Genomic DNA, 18,256 nt, shown 5'->3' with positions numbered 1-18,256 from the left:
ACCTCCCTCGGTAATCACACTTAGAAAAGTCTGGGCATAAACAAGCCAACACTAACCTCACTAGTTTGGAGCTAAAAAGTGAATTGCAGCAGTCAATGTAGGGAGCGATGAGTGCTCGGCATTCGCGTGCTTTGCGATGGTCTATCCAACATATAAGATCAAAAAAGCGAGCAATAAGCTCGCTTTTAACTATCTGTTTTTGAAAAAATTACAGCAGTTCAACCGACTGCTGGGCGATCACGAATTCTTCGTTGGTTGGGATAACCATTGCTAATGCGTTTAGCATTTCAGACTTACCGATGATCCCTTCAGCACCAAAGCGAGCAGATTCGTTACCTGCTACATCTTCAACGAAACCTAGAATCTTAAGGTTGTTTAAGATCTCACGACGAATTGGTAGAGAGTTCTCACCGATACCACCAGTGAAGATGATGCCGTCTAAAGAATCTAGCGTTGCAAGGTAAGAAGCAATGTATTTTGATACGCGGTAAGTAAACACCTCAAACGCAAGCTTAGCGCCTTCATGGCCCTCTTCCATTGCTTCTAAGATGCCACGAGCATCGCTCGTAAGACCAGACACGCCAAGGAAGCCAGACTCCTTGTTTAGAGAGTTAAATACTTGCTCTTGTGACCAGCCTTTCTTAAGTAGGTATTCGATGATGCCTGGGTCTAGGTCACCACAACGTGTGCCCATCATTAGGCCAGAAAGTGGTGTGAAGCCCATTGAAGTATCAACACTGTTACCGTCTTTGATTGCACATACAGATGCGCCATTACCTAGGTGAACAGAGATAAAGCTAGATTTTTCGATAGGCTTGTTAACCATCTTCGCAGCTTCACGGCTAACGAAGTAGTGGCTCGTACCGTGGAAACCGTAACGACGTACGCCGAAGTCTGTGTATAGCTCTTTTGCGATTGCACCAGTGAATGCACGTTGTGGCATTGTTTGGTGGAAAGCAGTATCAAATACAGCGAACTGAGGTAGAGAAGGGAAAGCTTCAATTGCAGCACGGATACCGATAGCACCTGCTGGGTTATGAAGTGGAGCTAGGTCAGATAGGCTTTCAATTTCGTTCGTTACTTCTTCAGTAATGCGAACCGTTTGAGTGAACTTCTCACCGCCGTGTACGATACGGTGACCGATAGCCACGATATCAGCCGTGAAGCCTAGGTCTTCCATCAGGCCAACCAATTTGCCAATGGCAATTTTGTGGTGGTTATCTTCACCTTGAATGGCAATTTCAGTTTTCTCGCCTTGGAATTTCCAGCTCATACGAGCATCTTCAAGACCAAAACACTCCCCTAGGCCACTTAATACTGCTTCACCAGAAACAGAATCGATTACAGCAAATTTTAGGGATGAACTACCCGAGTTAATAACCAGAACAAACGAATTAGACATTGGATATGGATCCTGTTTCAGTACGAATTGGATGAAGTGTTTACTTCAATTTTAGTTAAGTCCATTATTCAATAATTTTTGAATCTTTCAACTTTTGTTTTGAAAAAATCACTAAATGAACACAATTAAGTTGATCTTGGTCATTAAATTATTTATTTCGAGAGCGGAATTAAAAAATAGTTGAATAAGAAAATTAATGAACAGGTGACGCAAACGAGTGCTCACGTTATTTTTAACTTGATTCAGTTAATTAAAGCGACTCGAACAAATGCAGGTGATCCGCTTGAAAAACAACCCCCCTTCCCTGTCGTCTGCTTATCATTACCGATAACTTTTTGCTCGATTTCTCAATTGCTCAGTGTTTGCATCAAAAAGCTCACTGAAGTTGAGAATAGTGATCTGATCTTATTTTGATTGCCTTCGAGCACAACTCTACGAATAGATGCACTGTAACGACGCTTAGATAGCCTTCACTCTTTGTTTCAGCATCTTGTAGCACGTTCTTTTGGTATAGGCTTAGAACGCGATACAGCTAAGTTTTGGCACTAACATTCGTTCTAGGCGCGATGCTTAGTTTCATGGACGAAGCATAGTTACAGGAACGAAGCTTGATTAAAGTAAGTTAGCTACGAATATCGAGCCAACCAAAGCTTAAGTTCAAATAACAGGCACAAAAAAGCCGAGCATTACGCTCGGCTTTTAAATTCAGTGTCTAGACCTAAAGCGTCTAAGCGACAGGTTGATTAACCTTCGTTGCGCTCTGGACGACGACCACGGTTACCACCGCCATTGCCGTTACCATGGCCACGTTCGCCACGGAAGTTACCACGGTGATCGCCACCACGGTTACGGTCGAAACGACGTTCGCCATCACGTCCGCCAGCAGAGTTACCATCGCGAGCACCATCACGGTTGCCACGGTATCCACCACGACCGCCTTCGCGGTTGCCGCCTTCACGGTTACCACGGTAGCCGCCACCATCACGACCGCCACGGTTGCCACCACGGTTGCCATCACGACCGCCGCCGCCACGACGAGGCTCACGGAAGTCATTGAAATCAACAACTACAGCGCCAGCTTCTTTTTGACGAATGCGAAGTTTGCTTAGCTTACCAGCAGTTTCAGAGTTCATTGCTTTTGGCAGTTGAACGTAAGTAGAACCTTGGTCTAGCTTGATAGCACCGATAGAACCTTTAGTTAGGCCAAGTTCGTTTGCTAGTGCGCCAACGATGTCTTTAACCTGAACGCCTTGCTCACGGCCAACTTGTAGTTGGTAAGTATCCCAATCTTGAGTATTGAAGTTGCGACCACCACCGTCACGGCCGTTGTCACGATCTTCACGACGCTCTTTGCGACGGTTCTTATCACGCTCAATAGCAGCGATCATTGGGTCTTCGCCAACGTAGAATAGTGGGCTCTTACCTTGCTGACGCTTAAGAAGCATTGCAGCTAGAGTAGCAGCATCAACTTCTAGAGACTCTTGAAGAGTAGAGATAAGACCTGCAAAGTTTTCTAGTGCTTTGCTTTCTTTCTCAGTTTCAAGTTCAGCGCCAAGCTTAGCAACACGTGCAGCAGCAACTTGGTCACGTAGAGGAAGTTGAATTTCTTCCATTTGAGACTTAGTTACGCGCTCGATTGTGCGAAGCATGCGAATTTGGTTAGTGCGAACTAGTAGGATCGCTTTACCTTTACGTCCAGCACGGCCAGTACGACCAATACGGTGGATGTAAGATTCAACATCGAATGGGATGTCGTAGTTGAATACGTGAGTGATACGTGGAACATCAAGACCACGAGCTACAACGTCAGTTGCAACTAGGATGTCGATAACACCTTGTTTGATGTGATCAACAGTACGCTCACGTAGAGACTGAGGAATATCACCGTGCAGTGCAGCAGCTTTGAAGCCACGTGCAGATAGCCAATCAGCTAGACGCTCAGTGTCTTGACGAGTACGTACGAATACGATTGACGCGTCAGTTTCTTCAGTTTCTAGAAGACGAGACATTGCTTCGTCTTTTTCTACGCCTTTAACAACCCAGAAGTTCTGCGCTACTTTATCAACTGTGTGGTTAGTACCAGCAACGTCAACTTTAGCCGGGTTACGTAGGTAACGGTCAACAATAGTCTTAACCATTGGAGGCATAGTTGCAGAGAAAAGTACACGTTGTGCAGATTCTGGAGCTTGCTCTAGGATCCAAGTAACGTCATCTACGAAGCCCATTTTCAGCATTTCATCTGCTTCATCAAGAACAAATGTGTGTGCTTCATCTAGGTGTAGACGGTCACGAGTTAGTAAGTCTTTAACACGACCTGGAGTACCAACAACAATGTGAGCACCGCGGCTTAGAGCACGCATTTGGTCAACAATTGAAGCACCACCGTAGATTTCAATAACTTTAAGACCTTTGATATCACGGCCAAGGTTTTTGATTTCCGCAGCAACTTGAATCGCTAGCTCACGAGTAGGAGCCATGATGATTGCTTGTGGTTTGTGTTGGTTCAGGTTGATTTTGTTAAGTAAAGGCAGAGAGAATGCTGCTGTTTTACCAGTACCAGTCTGTGCTTTACCTAGTGCGTCACGGCCTTCAAGAAGAAGAGGAATAGCTGCTGCTTGGATTGGAGTCGGAGAAACGAAACCCATGCTATCAAGAGCTGAAAGAATGTTATCGTTTAGGGCTAATTCATTAAATTGAATTACAGATTCGGACATTGGGATCCCACTATATATAAGTAAACAAAAGGTCCCGGGAGCTCTATCAATTCCAATACTGATCCAATCAGATACTGATTCCATTCAGAGTTACGAAGCAGTAATAAAACACTTCAAGCCATTAGGGACGTCTAAGGGAGGCGGATTATTCCCTAAATGCATAAAAAAATCCAGAAAAAATTGAAATACATCACATATTTTTCGCTTTTACATCAATACTGGTTATCATATCGTCAAAACTTGATGAATATCTCGTCACAGCACCCATCTCCTAGCAAATTGACCTAGTTAAATAAGAGGGCAATTAATTAACGCTCACTTCGCCTTTAAGTAGTAATCAAGCCTCGCAATGATTATAGTGTGCTCAATTGTCCTCGATAGATAAAAGTCAAAATGTTTCAAGATAATCCTCTACTCGCTCAGCTCAAGCAGCAAATCCAAGAAACCCTCCCTAAAAAGGAAGGTACCATCAAAGCCACTGAAAAAGGTTTTGGTTTTCTCGAAGTTGATAGCAAAACAAGCTTCTTTATCCCGCCTCCGTACATGAAGAAATGTGTGCACGGTGACAAGGTGATTGCCATCATTCGCACAGAAAAAGAGCGCGAAGTAGCAGAGCCTGAGGAATTGGTTGAACAAGGTCTTACTCGCTTTATTGCACGAGTTAAGCTTTTCAAAGGCCGATTGAACGTTGTTCCTGATCACCCGCAGCTCAAAAAACTGCAACTTAAAGCGAAAGCAATGAAGGGTCTAAACCCTGAAACGCTTAAAGAAGGTGACTGGGTTGTTGCTCATATCGTTCAACACCCATTAAAAGGTGACAATGGTTTCTTGGCTCAGATCTCTGAGAAAATCACAGACGCTGACGACAAGATTGCACCTTGGTGGGTAACGCTGGCACAAAACGATCTACCAAACAGCGAGCCTGAAGGCATCGACAACTGGCTAATCAACGATGACGCCGATCTTGAACGTGTAGACATGACGCACGTCCCTTTTGTGACTATCGATGGCGAAAGCACAAAAGATATGGATGACGCGCTTTACGCGAAGAAGAAAGAGAACGGTGATTTTGAACTGACTATCGCAATTGCTGATCCAACGGCTTACATCTCTCCAGATGATGCGATGGATAAAGTGGCACGCGAGCGCGGTTTCACTATCTACCTTCCTGGTCGCAACATCCCAATGTTGCCTCGTGATCTTGCTGACAACCTATGTTCACTGATCGAGAACGAAGTTCGTCCTGCACTTTGCTGCACAGTAACGGTATCTAAAGATGGCGTTATCGGTGATGACATTAACTTCTTCGCTGCAAACATCAAATCTCATGCTCGTCTTGCTTACGACAACGTATCAGACTGGCTAGAAACAGGTGCATCAGAGAAATGGCAACCATCAGAAGAGATTGCTGCAATTGTTTCTGATCTTCACCAATTTGCTCAAGCACGTTCAGCATGGCGCTCAGCAAACGCTGTTGTGTTCCCAGATCGCCCTGACTACCGCTTTGAACTGAGCGAAGATAACGATGTTGTCGCTATCCACGCTGACATGCGCCGTAGCGCAAACAAGCTAGTTGAAGAATCAATGATCAGCGCGAACATCTGTGCGGGCCGAGTACTAAAAGAGAGCTTCAACCAAGGTGTGTTTAACTGCCATTCTGGTTTCAAGGCTGAGAAAATCTCCGACGTTCTTGAACTGGTAAACCCGCAAGCGGAAACGCCGTTCACTGAAGAGCAAATCATTTCTCTAGAAGGTTTTGCTACTCTACGTCGTTGGTTAGGTTCTTTAGATAACAGCTACTACGACAACCGTATTCGTAAATTCCAAGCGTATAGCGAGATCAGCAATGAGCCTGCACCGCACTACGCGATGGGATTAGATATTTACGCAACTTGGACTTCTCCAATTCGTAAATATGGCGACATGATTAACCACCGTATGCTTAAAGCACACATCTTAGGTAAAGCGCCAATTCAAACACCAGATGAAACTATCGGTGATGAACTTGCCCTGCACCGCCGTCACCACGGCATGGCTGAACGTAATGTTGGCGATTGGTTGTATGCTCGCACTCTAGCCAATGCTCCAGCAGAAGAAACTCGTTTCCAAGCTGAGATTTTCGATATTAACCGTGCAGGTATGCGTGTACGTTTACTTGAAAATGGTGCTGCTGCATTTATCCCTGGATCTCTCATTCTTAATAATAAAGAAAGAATAGAGTGCAACGGTGATATGGGTACTGTATCTATCGATAAAGAAATGGTATACAAACTGGGAGACGTTTTAGAAGTAGTTCTCTCTGAAGTTAATCAGGAAAACCGTAACTTAGTAGCAAAACCTACTCAAGTATTTGCGGACTTGCCTAGCGAGCCTGAAACGACAAACGAAACCGAAGCTTAAAGGATTTAACAGCTACAACTTTCAAGGTTACGGCTTTCAAGGTCAAAGCTATCAAGGTCAAAGCTATCAAGGTCAAAAGCTTCAAAGGTTCACTTCTAAAGGCGCTAATTATTAGCGCCTTTTTTGTAAATGTCTCATGCTTAAACAATACTTAAAAAAAACAATCAATAAGCAATCAATAAGCAATCAATTTACAACGTCAAAGAAGCTCACTATGTCATCAATCACAGTTACTCAGTTCAGAAACTTCATTCCCAGGAGACGAGAACGTTATCCTGCCTCTAAAAACGGTATCTTTATAGTGTCGAAAGGCAGCATTTCTTTTGTGTTGCCCAATGGTACTCAAGCCTCGTTGCAAGCGGGAGATTTCACCCTTTACAATTCTGGTCAGATTAAAGACATCACGGTTAACACTGAAAATGGCGAATTCAGCGCAACCTGCTTAGATTTTGATTTGGCTATCTTTCAAAAGTTCATTAATCAGTTCAGCGATTTAGAGTCCGCTCGAATCCCAGACAAGTACATTAAGTTCAATCAAACGGATACTGAGCTCTGTCAGTTGAAAGATCTCATCATGTCACTGGCCAACTCTTCTTCTCAGAATGACTACGCACTCACTCAATTAGGCTTAAGTTTGCTGTCTTTGATGGTGGAACAGTACCCAGCTCTATTGGCTATTATTGCTCGAGCTTCAAGGTTAACCGTGACCCAAAGAGTCATTCATTACATCGAGCAAAACATTGAAAACAATATCTCTTTGGATACGCTCGCCAGTTACATGGGAATGTCACCGGCTACGCTTAAACGTCGCTTATCGGCTGAAGATCTGTCGTTCTCAAACTTATTAAAGATAAAACGTATTGCTCATGCAGCCACTCAGCTAAGAACATCGGATAAGTCGATCACTCAAATCGCGTATGAGTCAGGCTTTAAAAGTGCCGCTCACTTCAGCACGGCCTTTAAAACGTATCACGGAAAAACACCAAAAGACTTCCGATCGCTAGTGGCACAAGCGCAACTGCAGAGCGTAAAGCCGCAAGTTTAAAGAAACAAAGCGATAGATTGATGTGGACGTCTTAGTTGGGAACTGGTGTAAACCAAGTGGCTTCAATATTAAGCCACTTGGGTGTGGGATGAGATGATTTGGCTTTGGGATTCAGTGGTTGAGTTTTGATACTCATTGATTCAGCTTTGCGAGCAGGCCACCAGCAAACGTGAAAACAGAGTGACTATGACCAGAAGTACGATTTAGGGTCTTTTTCTATTTCCGCCAAAATAGCATCAAGATCCTTCGATTTAGGAAGGTACGGATACGGCCCCCAATTCACAGAGTCGGTTTCGACATCCCCTTCAAGCGGCACCATCACTAACCAACAAGACAGCGACTCATCAAAAGTCACGCAGACGATCTCGTTTGTATAATCACTGTGAGATGAGTCGAGTAGATAATGCGCCTGAGAAAACAGCACACCACCCTCACACTCTTCATATAGGGATTTGCCTAGCTCGACAGGTAAACTTCGATTTCGAGATATACAGAGCCTCTCGGCCCCAATTAAAAGACGATTCAGCTCGATATGAATGACGGACATAACACCCCTTGTAACTTCATAGAAACTTCTAAGTAGTGAATTCCTCTACTTAGCTTAGGACTCAACAAACATTTTAGCGAACAAGCGTAATCAAAATACCTGCCCTGCTCCCAGAAACGAATCTTGCTTTCGGAAACCCAGAAAGCTACGACTCATCAAGCGAACAGCTATACATCGAGAGTATGGAATTTCACAAAAGTGTCATATAACCGACCTATCATATGCGACAAATGTTATTAACTAGGAGTTGTTTATGTTACGAGTCGCGCTTGCCTCTCTTTTATCCTTAGCCCTGTCTTCTCATGCTGCTTTAGCACAAGAAACCACTATTTCGGGCTCCACTTCAGTATCACGAGTGATGGATGTATTAGCTGAGGAGTACAACAAGACTCACCCTGATAACTATATTGCGGTTCAGGGCATTGGTTCTACAGCAGGTATTACCATGGTTAATAAAGGTGTCTCTGACATCGGTATGAGCTCGCGTTATTTAACCGACCGCGAACAAGACGAGAAGTTGAAGGTATTTCCAATTGCCTTTGACGGCCTAGCTGTAGTAACTAACCGATCAAACGCTGTAAGCAACGTTACACGTGAGCAGCTGTTCGATATCTACAAAGGCAAAATCACGAACTGGAAAGCTGTGGGTGGCGCAGATCAGCCTATCGCAGTTGTCACTCGCGAAGCGTCTTCTGGCTCACGCTATAGCTTCGAAAGTTTGCTTGGTTTAACGAAGATCATTAATGACCGTCTAGTGTCTGACATCAACCCAAATAACTTGGTTGTAAACAGCAACAGCATGGTTAAAACGATTGTTAACCATAACCCACACGCGATTGGTTTTATCTCTGTTGGTTCAATCGACCGTTCGATTAAAGCAATTACATTTGAAGGCGTAGAGCCAACATCTAAGAACATTGCTAACCACAGCTATGAATTGGCTCGCCCATTCTTGTTGCTGCACAAGACAGACTCAGTTTCTGACGAGAGCAAAGACTTCATCAAGTTCGTGAAGTCAAAGCAAGGGCAAGAACTTATCGAAGAGTACGGCTACACTCGCATTAAATAAGTGGGATAGTTTTATCTAATGTAAACAAAAAGAGAGAGCACTATGCTCTCTCTTTTTTTGAATCTTTATAAATCGCTTCTTTACAAACCACTTAGAAGTGAAGTTGAATCACTGAAACGATCACAGCGCCAGGACGACGAATACCTTCGATTTCGACGCGAATTTCGCGTTCAATCTCTAGGCCTTTCTTAATTGGCGTTACTTTTGTTAGCGTACTTTTAGCACGAACATTACTGCCCGATTTAACAGGGTATGGGAAACGTACTTGGTTAAGACCAATGTTTACGACCATCTTCGCTGTTGGGAATTGAGACTTGTCAGGGTCAACACTGTCAGTCAATCGAGGAAGCAGAGATAAAGTTAAAAAACCATGTGCGATGGTTGTTTTGAACGGAGAGTCTGTTTCCGCTTTTTCAGGCTCAGTGTGAATCCACTGCATATCTTCAGTAACAAGGCCGAACTGGTTAATACGGTCTTGACTTACGTTGATCCAGTCGCCAGTATGGATGACTTCACCGATCTGTTGATTAAGCTCATCAAACACAAGTTGTGCTTCTGGCTTAAGTACGATCGGCTGTTCCACCGGCATCTCTGGTGCATCTTCATTGACAGCAGGTTTGTGGTGATCACGAACCCACGCAAAGAAATGTCTATTTTGCGTACGATTAAGAAAGTCGCCCCAGTAATCTCTAAGAGCTGGAGACATCCATTGCATAAACTCTGAGTGTTGCGAAGACATGCTATCGCCTCGGTGTTTAAATAAATCAATGACTTTCATAAGAACCTCAATGCACAAAAAATTTCAATATAACTTCGTAATTTTGAAACACTTCACACTATTGTGCAAATGTTTTCGAGCATACAACCGTTAGCTGAACCTTGTTAAAATCAAATTAAACATATACTTACCAATAAAACATCATTTTATTACAAAACCCAAATTAGAGTGTTAGCTCTATCACATGACAAACATTTGTTTATATAAAAGGCGTTTTTATTCATAAGTGGAATAAAAAAAGGCTTAGCGCAATGCTAAACCTTAGTTTTTACAAGGAATTAGTTTTCCGAGGGTTGGTCTTGTAAGAGACGAATCTTACAAGACACTCAATCCTCTATTCGTCATCAAGCGGAACCAGCTTGGTATTACCACCGTGTGCTTTCTCACGCTTACGTTGCACGAATGCGTAGAAGCCAGGGATTAGGAACGTACCCGCCAGTAATACACATAACAGGCCGCCGATCAGTGAAATACCCAAAGAGTTCTGACTCACGTGACCTGCGCCCGCAGCAAAGATAAGCGGGAAGATACCTAAGATGAACGACCAAGACGTCATGTTCACAGCACGGAAACGTAAAGTACCGCCCTTCACCGCCGCATCTTCAATCGGTGCGTCTTTCTCTTCACGCTCAACCTTTGCGAATTCCACAATCAAGATTGCGTTCTTCGCGGCCAAGGCTATCAAGAGAACCAAACCTATTTGTGCATAAAGGTTCAGCGGAGTGCCCGTTAGATTCAATGCCAAGAAGGAGCCTAAGGTTGCGACAGGTACCACGAGGATAATCGCAATCGGAATTGTCCAACTCTCGTATTGAGCCACCATAAACAGGTAGATGAAGATCAGAGCCAGTGCGAAAGCAAAGATCGCTTGGTTACCTGCTAGTACTTCTTGGTAAGCCATGCCTGTCCATTCGTACTGATACCCCTGAGGCAATACTTCTGCAGCTACGCGTTCCATTGCCGCAATCGCATCACCACTTGAGTAACCTTCTGCAGGTTGACCTTGAATCACGGCACTGCGGTACATGTTGTAACGCCATGCTACATCTGGTTCGAAGATCTGGTCGTAAGTCACCAATGTGCTTAACGGGATCATCTCGCCATTAGACGAACGAACGTGGAATCGTTGTAGGTCATCCATGCTGCTACGGTGTTCACTGTCAGCTTGCATGGTTACGCGGAAGTTTTTACCAAACATGGTGAAATCATTCACGTACAGAGAACCTAAGTTACCTTGTAGTGTTTGGAAGATTTCCGACAACGGAATACCAAGTTGCTGCGCTTTCTCACGGTCAATGTCGACATAGTAGTGCGGTACATTGGCACGGAAGGTACTGAATGTATGTGAAATCTCGGGCTGTTTAGCGGCCTCTGCAATCACGTCATTCATAACCATCGCTAGATCAGTTCGGCTACGACCTAATGTATCTTCAAGAACGAATTCAAAACCAGACGCTGCACCCATACCCGGTACTGCTGGAGGCCCCATCGCAAACACGACAGCTTGAGGAAGTTCAGTCGCAGCACGACCATTAATACGCTGTGAGATAGCCTGAGCAGAGTGTTGACCATCCAGTGCATTACGCATGTCCCAATCGTGAAGCTTGATGAACATTGACGCACCATTCGACGCAGAAGCGCCCGTCATAAATGCGTAGCCGTTAACCAGTGTTACGCCATCAACACCCGGCTCTTGTTCAACCATTTCAAGCAGCTGCTTAGTCACTTCTTCGGTTCGAGACAAGGATGCCGCGTCAGGAAGCTGAACGTTAACCAGCAAAATGCCTTTATCTTCTTGAGGTACAAACGCCGTAGACGTTGTCTTCGCAAAATAAGTCACAGCCGCCAAAGCCACAAAGAAGAAAGTGAACAGCAGAACGCCTTTCTTAACTAAGAAGCCAGCCACTTGACCGTATTTGTTAGTAACAGACTCTAGACCACGGTTAAATGCTTGGTACCAACGCGCCGTGTTACCACCACCCTGCTTAAGAACCAGTGAACACAATGCAGGTGATAGCGTTAATGCGTTAATTGAAGAGATAACAACCGCGATACAGATAGTCAGAGCGAACTGACGGTACATGATGCCAGTAATACCAGGAAGCATTGCAACAGGGATGAATACCGCAAGTAGAACCAAGGTCGACGTAATGATCGGCCCCGTTACTTCTTTCATCGCAATAAGCGTGGCTTTACGCGGTGAAATGGTTGGGTCTTTAGCCATTGTGGTATCAACGTTCTCGATAACCAAGATCGCATCATCTACTACGATACCAATCGCTAGTATCAAACCAAACAGGGTTACCGTGTTGATGGTGAAACCCGTCATCTGCATGATGGCAAACGTACCAATCAAAGATACCGGAATCGCAACTACAGGAATCAAGGTTGCACGCGCACTACCCAAGAACAGGTACGTTACCGCAATAACCAGCAAGATGGCTTCGATTAAGGTCTTTACTACCCCTTTGATCGACTCAGCAACAAACAGTGTAGTGTCGTAACTTGCTTCATACGCCACGCCTTCTGGGAAGTTCTTGCTTAAGTTTTCCAGCATCGCCATCACAGCTTTGCCACTTTCCAGCGCGTTAGCGTCTGATTGAAGTGACAGCGTTACGATCGACGCATCTTGACCACGGTATTTACCATTACCGTCGTAGAACTTTTTACCAAGCTCAACACGTGCAATGTCTTTTAAGTAAACCGTTGAACCGTCTTGAGTTGCACGAAGAACAACATTTTCAAACTCATCAGCTGTTTCTAATCGGCCTTTTGTTACCAAGTTGAACTGCACTTCTTGTGCGTTGTTATAAGGTGCAGCACCAATACGGCCTGCAGCAACTTGAACGTTCTGCTCTGCCAACGCGCGATTCACGTCTGAAGTGGTGATATTGAGGTTAGCCATTTTCTCAGGATCTAACCAAACACGCATCGCGTATTCACCACCACCCAACACGTTAACTTCACTGATGCCCTTCACACGAGCCAGTTGGTCTTTAATGTTTAGGTTAAGGTAGTTGATCAAGAATTGATCGTCGTACTCACCGTTTGGCGAATAGAAGTTCAATACCATCAGCAAGTCAGGAGAACGCTTCTTGACCGTTACACCCACCATTCTTACTTCTTGTGGAAGTTTCGATTCGATCTGAGCAACACGGTTCTGCACGTTGACCTGAGCCATATCAGCATCAGTACCGACATCAAAGGTCACATTAAGGTTGTATGAACCATCGTTAGCGCTTTTAGAAGACATGTAGATCATATCTTCAACGCCGTTAACCGACGTTTCTATGGGGTCGGCTATCGCCTGTTCCACCACTTCAGCACTTGCGCCCGTGTAGAATGCCGACACACTGACCGACGGTGGACTAATTTTTGGATATTCAGCCACTGGCAAGATAGCGAGAGAAATCGCACCCGCCAGCGTTAAGATTATGGATATAACAAGGGCGAACTTAGGCCTTTGAATAAAGAAACGACTTAACATAAATAGTCCCCTTACTCAGCTTGTTCAGCAGAAGCTTGAATACGAACAGACATACCATTACGTACACGCTGTAGGCCTTGAGTGATGACTGCGTCGTTTTTCTCTAATCCAGAATGAACAATCACACCACCTTCAACCTGACGACCCATTTCGATGTTTCTACGCTCAGCCACAGGAGCAGCTTCGCCTTCAACTAACACCATAACAAAGTCGCCTTCAAGGTCGGTTTGAACCGCGCGGCGAGGAATGGTTACGACATCAATAGATTGCTTCTCACGCAGATCAACACGAACGTGCTGACCAGGAAGCAATTGCTGGTCTGGGTTATCGGCAATAGCGCGCATCGCGATCGTACCAGTGTTTAGGTTGATACGGTTGCCCAAGAAATCGAGCTGACCTAGATGTTCGAATGCTTCGCCATTTTCAAGCATGATTTGCACTTCAACACGATCAGAATCGCTGCTGCCGTCACCTTCAATTCGGTCCATACCTAACTCAATACGCTCACGCTCACTGATGCTGAACGATGCATGGATTGGGTCTAGGCTAACCAAAGTTGTCAGAACACCTGAAGACGGTGAAACTAGGTCACCTTTACTTACTTTAGTGTCACTGATTCTTCCAGAGAAAGGCGCGATAATTTTGGTGTGAGAAAGTTGGACATTCGCGGCGTTTAACTGAGCTTGGCTTGCTTCTAACTGTGCTTGAGAACCTAATAGGTTTGCCGTTAATGCATCAAATTCAGATTGAGAAATACTGCCCTTAGGAAGTAGGTTCTTACCACGATTGAAATCAAGTTCGGCTTTTTTAAGGTTGGCATTCGCTTGAGCAACAGCCGCTTTCGCGCTTGCTACTTCTGCTTCAAATGATGAAGGCTCAATTGAGTAAAGCAATTGCCCCTTCTCGACCATTTGGCCTTCTTTGAAATGGCGGCTTTGCAGGTAGCCAGAAACTTGTGCAGTAATTGCCGTGTCTTCAACGGCTTCAATACGACCGATGTACGACTTACTTTGTTGGTGAGAAACGACGCTAACATCCTGTACAGCTACGAGAGGTAAAGGCGCTTGCTTGGCATTCTGAGCATCTTGCCCACATCCAGCAAGAATAAGAGAGCTTGCAAGAGCCGTAAGGATTAACTTTTTACGCATGGTTATACCGTCACTTATGAGAAATTGAACAGCATAAAAGTTACGTAACACAATTGCTTCAAATGTCCGAGGAATATCAATTATAACTGGCCAAAGTGTATCAATATGTTAATTGAAACCAAGTGCTTATAAAGTGATTACAAACACGCTACAATTCCTAAGTAAATCAATCTCTCAGCTTTTGTTCTCTATGGATATTGTCTAACATAATGTATTGTCAGACAGATAAGCATTCACATTTAATTGTTAAGGAATTCTCATGATTTCAAAATGGGCTAAACGTTTCTATCAAATGGCGGAATTGGTCGGTTCTTGGAGTAAAGATCCTTCAACTCAAGTCGGCGCCGTAATCACTAAGCACAACCGCATTGTTTCTGTTGGTTTTAATGGCTACCCACATGGCGTGTCTGATAGTGCGGATACTGATGACAGAGAGATGAAGTACCTCAAGACACTTCACGCTGAAGAAAATGCGATCTTATTCGCCAAGCGTGATTTGGACAGCTGTGAAATCTGGGTGACTCACTTCCCTTGCCCAAACTGCGCAGCGAAAATCATCCAAACCGGTATTTCTGCGGTTCACTGCCCAGAGCAAAGTGAAGACTTTCTTTCTCGCTGGGGAGACAAAATCAAAGTGAGCCAAGATATGTTTGAACAAGCAGGCGTAAAAGTCGATTGGTTGCCACTGGCTGACCTAGATTAAACGAACAGATAGTTAGAACAAAAAAGCCGAGAGTCGATATTATCGCTCTCGGCTTTCTTTTGTTTGGGGCTCAGCGGACTGCAGGATTAAGCACTGACAGGAAATGCTTCAGCGTATGCTTCCATGAAATCTTTACGAATCTCTTGCTCTAGATGAACCGCCTTCTCGGTTGGACAGAAAATCATAAAATGGACTTCTTGCTCACCTGTCGAACTGCTTGTGATATGGATGTGAGGCTCAGAACCCGGAAGGTCAACACCAGCGTGCTTTTCGATCACACCGTTGTAACGGCGAGCAACATCGATAAACTCTTCGCAATGCTCTTCAATTTTCACAATAAGACCCGACAGCATAGGGTATAGGTTTACAAAGTCTTTCACCGTCACAAAAAAGTTATGATAAACATAACGCTTCATGAAGTTGAGGTTCTTAACTGGATAAGTGAAGAACATGCTATTAGGCAGCGTGGCTGTCTTGCCAGTGAAGTGATATTGCCCATGATACAAATCGATTTCTTGAATCACGGTCGCCATCAGATTGTGCTCAATCACTTCACCGCTGATTTTACCCACTTCGATCCAGTCGCCAATTCTAAATGAACGAGAACTCGCACGCTGAATAGAACCGGTGAAACACAAAATGATCTCTTTTGAAGCCACTACTATCGCAACAGCAATGGCCGTGACAGATAGCGCAAACTCGCTGATTTCGGATTTCCACAGCACAAATAACGTCACAACAATAATCGCGAATGTGCCGTTTTTGGTTCGTGACATCCAGTTACGTTGGTCTTCACTAAGGAAAGCAACATCACCTCTTATTTGAGATAAGGTGATTCGGCGAATGATTAAAATAATAGTGATAATCAACGCACTAAAAATAAACTTATGAGCGAGTAGAAAATCAATTACTTGCCACAACTTTTCCATTACTTATTCCTTAGCATTACAACAGTTAGCTTTACAACGGTTAGCTCTACAAGAAAGCCGCTAATATCTTTTCTATGAAAAAGCGCTCAACTCCTGAGCGCTCGTTTACAATCTGGTATTAGCCTAGCTAAGGCTATCATTTTATCTTGGCAGAAGTAATAAATTGACCAAAAGTTTCACACCAAATCACAACCGTATTAAATCGATTAAGATCAGTACCTTCGGGAAGCTCAACCATAAAACGGTCGAATGTTTTCACATCTCCGACTCTCAGTAACTCGCTCTTGCTGTCATTGAAAGCTTGCTCGGTTTCAATGAACTTAGGTGAGAGGTAGACCTTGTAATCAGGCCCCGGCGCCAATTCACCTTCAAAAGCGATCGCACTTTCGGATACTGAGACGATGCCTTCTCCCCAGTGCAAGAAGTCACTGTCTTGTCGATCTTTAGTGAACTCACCCGTGTAGATAGCCTGCTCACTGATCGCTTCAACAGAACTTGAGGAAGGAGAATCAGGCTCAATCAAGATAGGTAATGCGTAAACACCCAGCCCAAAACCAAAAGCACCCACGGCTAAGTGGGTGCAAAGTAAAACTAACTTTTTCATTGCGTACTCCCTTATGCTTAAAGAGAGTATTATTGAATACTCTCAAAAAAAGCAAAGAGATATCGTGCTAAAGGCCGCTATTTTTGGTAGTGAACGGCTGTGCGTTGTGACAGTTCAACAATCACTTTAACCGCCTGTTCCATGCCTTGAATGGTAATGAACTCATGAATACCGTGGAAGTTGTAGCCACCAGTAAAGATATTCGGACATGGTAGCCCCATGAAAGATAAACGAGCACCGTCTGTACCACCTCGGATTGGTTTAACCATTGGCTCGACATTGCACTCAATCATCGCCTGCTTGGCCAATTCAATAATATGTTGATGCGGTTCAACCATCTCTTTCATGTTGAAGTAGCTATCGGTTAGCACCAGCTCAACACGGCCTTTCTCAAGGCGCTCATTCAGCTCATCGACTTTCTGTTGCATGAATGCCTTACGTGCTTCTACACCCTCACGTTCAAAATCACGGATGATGTAACCCAGCTCAGAGCGAGCCACACCCATTTCAGTCGATTTCAGGTGGTAAAAACCTTCATAACCTTCTGTGCACTCAGGTGTTTCTTGCGCAGGCATCATCAATTGGAATTGCGCTGCAATGTTCATCGAGTTCACCATTTTACCTTTTGCGGTTCCCGGGTGAACGTTCACGCCATGACAGATAACATCAGCGCTCGTGGCATTGAAGTTCTCAAATTCCAACTCCCCTACTGGGCCACCATCGATGGTGTACGCCCACTCGGCGCCAAATTTTTCAACGTCAAACAGGTTCGCACCGCGACCAATCTCTTCATCCGGCGTGAAACCAATGCAGATGTCGCCGTGTTTGATGTCTGGATTCGCTTTCAGGTAAGCAATCGCGCTGATGATTTCAGCGATACCCGCTTTGTTGTCGGCACCAAGCAGAGTTGTGCCGTCAGTCGTAATCAGGTCGTGACCATGTAAAGAATCAAGATCTGGGTACTGGCTTGGGTTTAAGCTCTCGCCACTTTCCCCTAATTCAATCGTTCCACCTCGGTAATCTTTAATCACTTGTGGTTTCACATTGGCGCCTGATGCGTCAGGAGCGGTATCCATGTGCGCCACAAAGCCAATCGCAGGTACTGGGTAATCGACGTTCGACGGCAGTTTTGCCATCAAATATCCATTCTCATCTAAAGACACATCAACTAACTCTAATGCGATCAATTCTGACTTTAAGGCTTCAGCAAAGGTGATTTGACCCGGTGAACTTGGGCACTGCTGATTAGAAGGATCGGATTTGGTATCAAAAGTAACGTAATTCAGAAAACGTTCTACAAGCTTTTCCATAATTTATCTCACCATGGATTAAGTAATTGATTTACTGACTTAATTATTAACGTAAATAAATGATGTATTTTTAGAAAAATACGAACACAGAGTCAGCAGCGTGTGATTACCGAGGGAGGT

At 44.4% G+C, this 18,256-nt stretch carries 13 protein-coding genes; 4 read left to right on the top strand and 9 right to left on the bottom strand.

Translation table 11 applies throughout. The features are described 5' to 3' along the window. Positions 1-208 precede the first annotated feature (208 nt). Both AB4375_RS19380 and AB4375_RS19375 read right to left on the bottom strand, forming a co-directional pair. On the bottom strand, positions 209-1,402 hold the full coding sequence (locus tag AB4375_RS19380) for an acetate/propionate family kinase (protein WP_104216294.1): 1,194 nt from the start codon (positions 1,400-1,402) through the stop codon (positions 209-211). A 743-nt stretch (positions 1,403-2,145) separates the two neighbouring features. Then, a complete protein-coding gene (locus tag AB4375_RS19375) occupies positions 2,146-4,200 on the bottom strand; it encodes a DEAD/DEAH box helicase (RefSeq protein WP_081325153.1) in 2,055 nt (684 codons plus the stop codon). A 309-nt stretch (positions 4,201-4,509) separates the two neighbouring features. Here AB4375_RS19375 and rnb point away from each other — a divergent pair, with 309 nt between their 5' ends. Beyond that, positions 4,510-6,516 carry an exoribonuclease II gene (rnb, locus tag AB4375_RS19370; RefSeq protein WP_017059497.1) on the top strand — a complete coding sequence of 669 codons (2,007 nt, stop codon included), beginning with the start codon at positions 4,510-4,512 and terminating at the stop codon, positions 6,514-6,516. A gap of 214 nt (positions 6,517-6,730) precedes the next feature. After that, on the top strand, positions 6,731-7,561 hold the full coding sequence (locus AB4375_RS19365; protein ID WP_017064362.1) for an AraC family transcriptional regulator: 831 nt from the start codon (positions 6,731-6,733) through the stop codon (positions 7,559-7,561). A 184-nt stretch (positions 7,562-7,745) separates the two neighbouring features. Here the strand turns inward: AB4375_RS19365 and AB4375_RS19360 are convergent, their stop codons facing one another. Next, complete coding sequence (locus tag AB4375_RS19360; RefSeq protein WP_017068411.1) at positions 7,746-8,108, bottom strand: DUF3024 domain-containing protein; 363 nt, start codon at positions 8,106-8,108, stop codon at positions 7,746-7,748. 253 nt (positions 8,109-8,361) lie between these two features. Here AB4375_RS19360 and AB4375_RS19355 point away from each other — a divergent pair, with 253 nt between their 5' ends. Then, on the top strand, positions 8,362-9,177 hold the full coding sequence (locus AB4375_RS19355; protein ID WP_017068410.1) for a phosphate ABC transporter substrate-binding protein: 816 nt from the start codon (positions 8,362-8,364) through the stop codon (positions 9,175-9,177). Between the two features lie 91 nt (positions 9,178-9,268). Here AB4375_RS19355 and AB4375_RS19350 read toward each other — a convergent pair whose 3' ends face one another. The 3 genes from AB4375_RS19350 to AB4375_RS19340 form a co-directional block, all read right to left on the bottom strand. Next, positions 9,269-9,955 carry a MaoC family dehydratase gene (locus AB4375_RS19350; protein ID WP_017071609.1) on the bottom strand — a complete coding sequence of 229 codons (687 nt, stop codon included), beginning with the start codon at positions 9,953-9,955 and terminating at the stop codon, positions 9,269-9,271. Positions 9,956-10,289: 334 nt separating this feature from the next. Then, positions 10,290-13,442 carry an efflux RND transporter permease subunit gene (locus AB4375_RS19345; protein WP_372052341.1) on the bottom strand — a complete coding sequence of 1,051 codons (3,153 nt, stop codon included), beginning with the start codon at positions 13,440-13,442 and terminating at the stop codon, positions 10,290-10,292. 11 nt (positions 13,443-13,453) lie between these two features. Beyond that, on the bottom strand, positions 13,454-14,590 hold the full coding sequence (locus AB4375_RS19340) for an efflux RND transporter periplasmic adaptor subunit (RefSeq protein WP_017067488.1): 1,137 nt from the start codon (positions 14,588-14,590) through the stop codon (positions 13,454-13,456). Positions 14,591-14,849: 259 nt separating this feature from the next. Here AB4375_RS19340 and AB4375_RS19335 point away from each other — a divergent pair, with 259 nt between their 5' ends. Beyond that, positions 14,850-15,293, top strand: coding sequence for a dCMP deaminase family protein (locus tag AB4375_RS19335; protein ID WP_017059490.1), 444 nt, complete (start codon positions 14,850-14,852; stop codon positions 15,291-15,293). A gap of 86 nt (positions 15,294-15,379) precedes the next feature. Here AB4375_RS19335 and AB4375_RS19330 read toward each other — a convergent pair whose 3' ends face one another. From AB4375_RS19330 to pepT, 3 genes are all read right to left on the bottom strand, one after another. Then, complete coding sequence (locus AB4375_RS19330) at positions 15,380-16,222, bottom strand: mechanosensitive ion channel family protein (protein WP_136982563.1); 843 nt, start codon at positions 16,220-16,222, stop codon at positions 15,380-15,382. Between the two features lie 136 nt (positions 16,223-16,358). Further along, positions 16,359-16,826 carry a DM13 domain-containing protein gene (locus AB4375_RS19325; RefSeq protein ID WP_372052339.1) on the bottom strand — a complete coding sequence of 156 codons (468 nt, stop codon included), beginning with the start codon at positions 16,824-16,826 and terminating at the stop codon, positions 16,359-16,361. 77 nt (positions 16,827-16,903) lie between these two features. Then, positions 16,904-18,136 carry a peptidase T gene (gene pepT / locus AB4375_RS19320; RefSeq protein ID WP_372052337.1) on the bottom strand — a complete coding sequence of 411 codons (1,233 nt, stop codon included), beginning with the start codon at positions 18,134-18,136 and terminating at the stop codon, positions 16,904-16,906. Positions 18,137-18,256 lie beyond the last annotated feature (120 nt).

Source organism: Vibrio sp. 10N.261.51.C6 (assembly GCF_041471785.1).
Classification (GTDB): Bacteria; Pseudomonadota; Gammaproteobacteria; order Enterobacterales; family Vibrionaceae; genus Vibrio; species Vibrio crassostreae_C.
Note: the sequence above shows the minus strand (reverse complement) of the source record. Positions and strands in the feature narration are given on the sequence as shown.

What these genes read in the sequence shown, in the direction of transcription:
- AB4375_RS19380 (WP_104216294.1), bottom strand. Translation starts at nt 1,402, where the DNA reads ATGTCTAATTCGTTTGTTCTGGTTATTAACTCGGGTAGTTCATCCCTA.
- AB4375_RS19375 (WP_081325153.1), bottom strand. Translation starts at nt 4,200, where the DNA reads ATGGAATCAGTATCTGATTGGATCAGTATTGGAATTGATAGAGCTCCC.
- rnb (WP_017059497.1), top strand. Translation starts at nt 4,510, where the DNA reads ATGTTTCAAGATAATCCTCTACTCGCTCAGCTCAAGCAGCAAATCCAA.
- AB4375_RS19365 (WP_017064362.1), top strand. Translation starts at nt 6,731, where the DNA reads ATGTCATCAATCACAGTTACTCAGTTCAGAAACTTCATTCCCAGGAGA.
- AB4375_RS19360 (WP_017068411.1), bottom strand. Translation starts at nt 8,108, where the DNA reads ATGTCCGTCATTCATATCGAGCTGAATCGTCTTTTAATTGGGGCCGAG.
- AB4375_RS19355 (WP_017068410.1), top strand. Translation starts at nt 8,362, where the DNA reads ATGTTACGAGTCGCGCTTGCCTCTCTTTTATCCTTAGCCCTGTCTTCT.
- AB4375_RS19350 (WP_017071609.1), bottom strand. Translation starts at nt 9,955, where the DNA reads ATGAAAGTCATTGATTTATTTAAACACCGAGGCGATAGCATGTCTTCG.
- AB4375_RS19345 (WP_372052341.1), bottom strand. Translation starts at nt 13,442, where the DNA reads ATGTTAAGTCGTTTCTTTATTCAAAGGCCTAAGTTCGCCCTTGTTATA.
- AB4375_RS19340 (WP_017067488.1), bottom strand. Translation starts at nt 14,590, where the DNA reads ATGCGTAAAAAGTTAATCCTTACGGCTCTTGCAAGCTCTCTTATTCTT.
- AB4375_RS19335 (WP_017059490.1), top strand. Translation starts at nt 14,850, where the DNA reads ATGATTTCAAAATGGGCTAAACGTTTCTATCAAATGGCGGAATTGGTC.
- AB4375_RS19330 (WP_136982563.1), bottom strand. Translation starts at nt 16,222, where the DNA reads ATGGAAAAGTTGTGGCAAGTAATTGATTTTCTACTCGCTCATAAGTTT.
- AB4375_RS19325 (WP_372052339.1), bottom strand. Translation starts at nt 16,826, where the DNA reads ATGAAAAAGTTAGTTTTACTTTGCACCCACTTAGCCGTGGGTGCTTTT.
- pepT (WP_372052337.1), bottom strand. Translation starts at nt 18,136, where the DNA reads ATGGAAAAGCTTGTAGAACGTTTTCTGAATTACGTTACTTTTGATACC.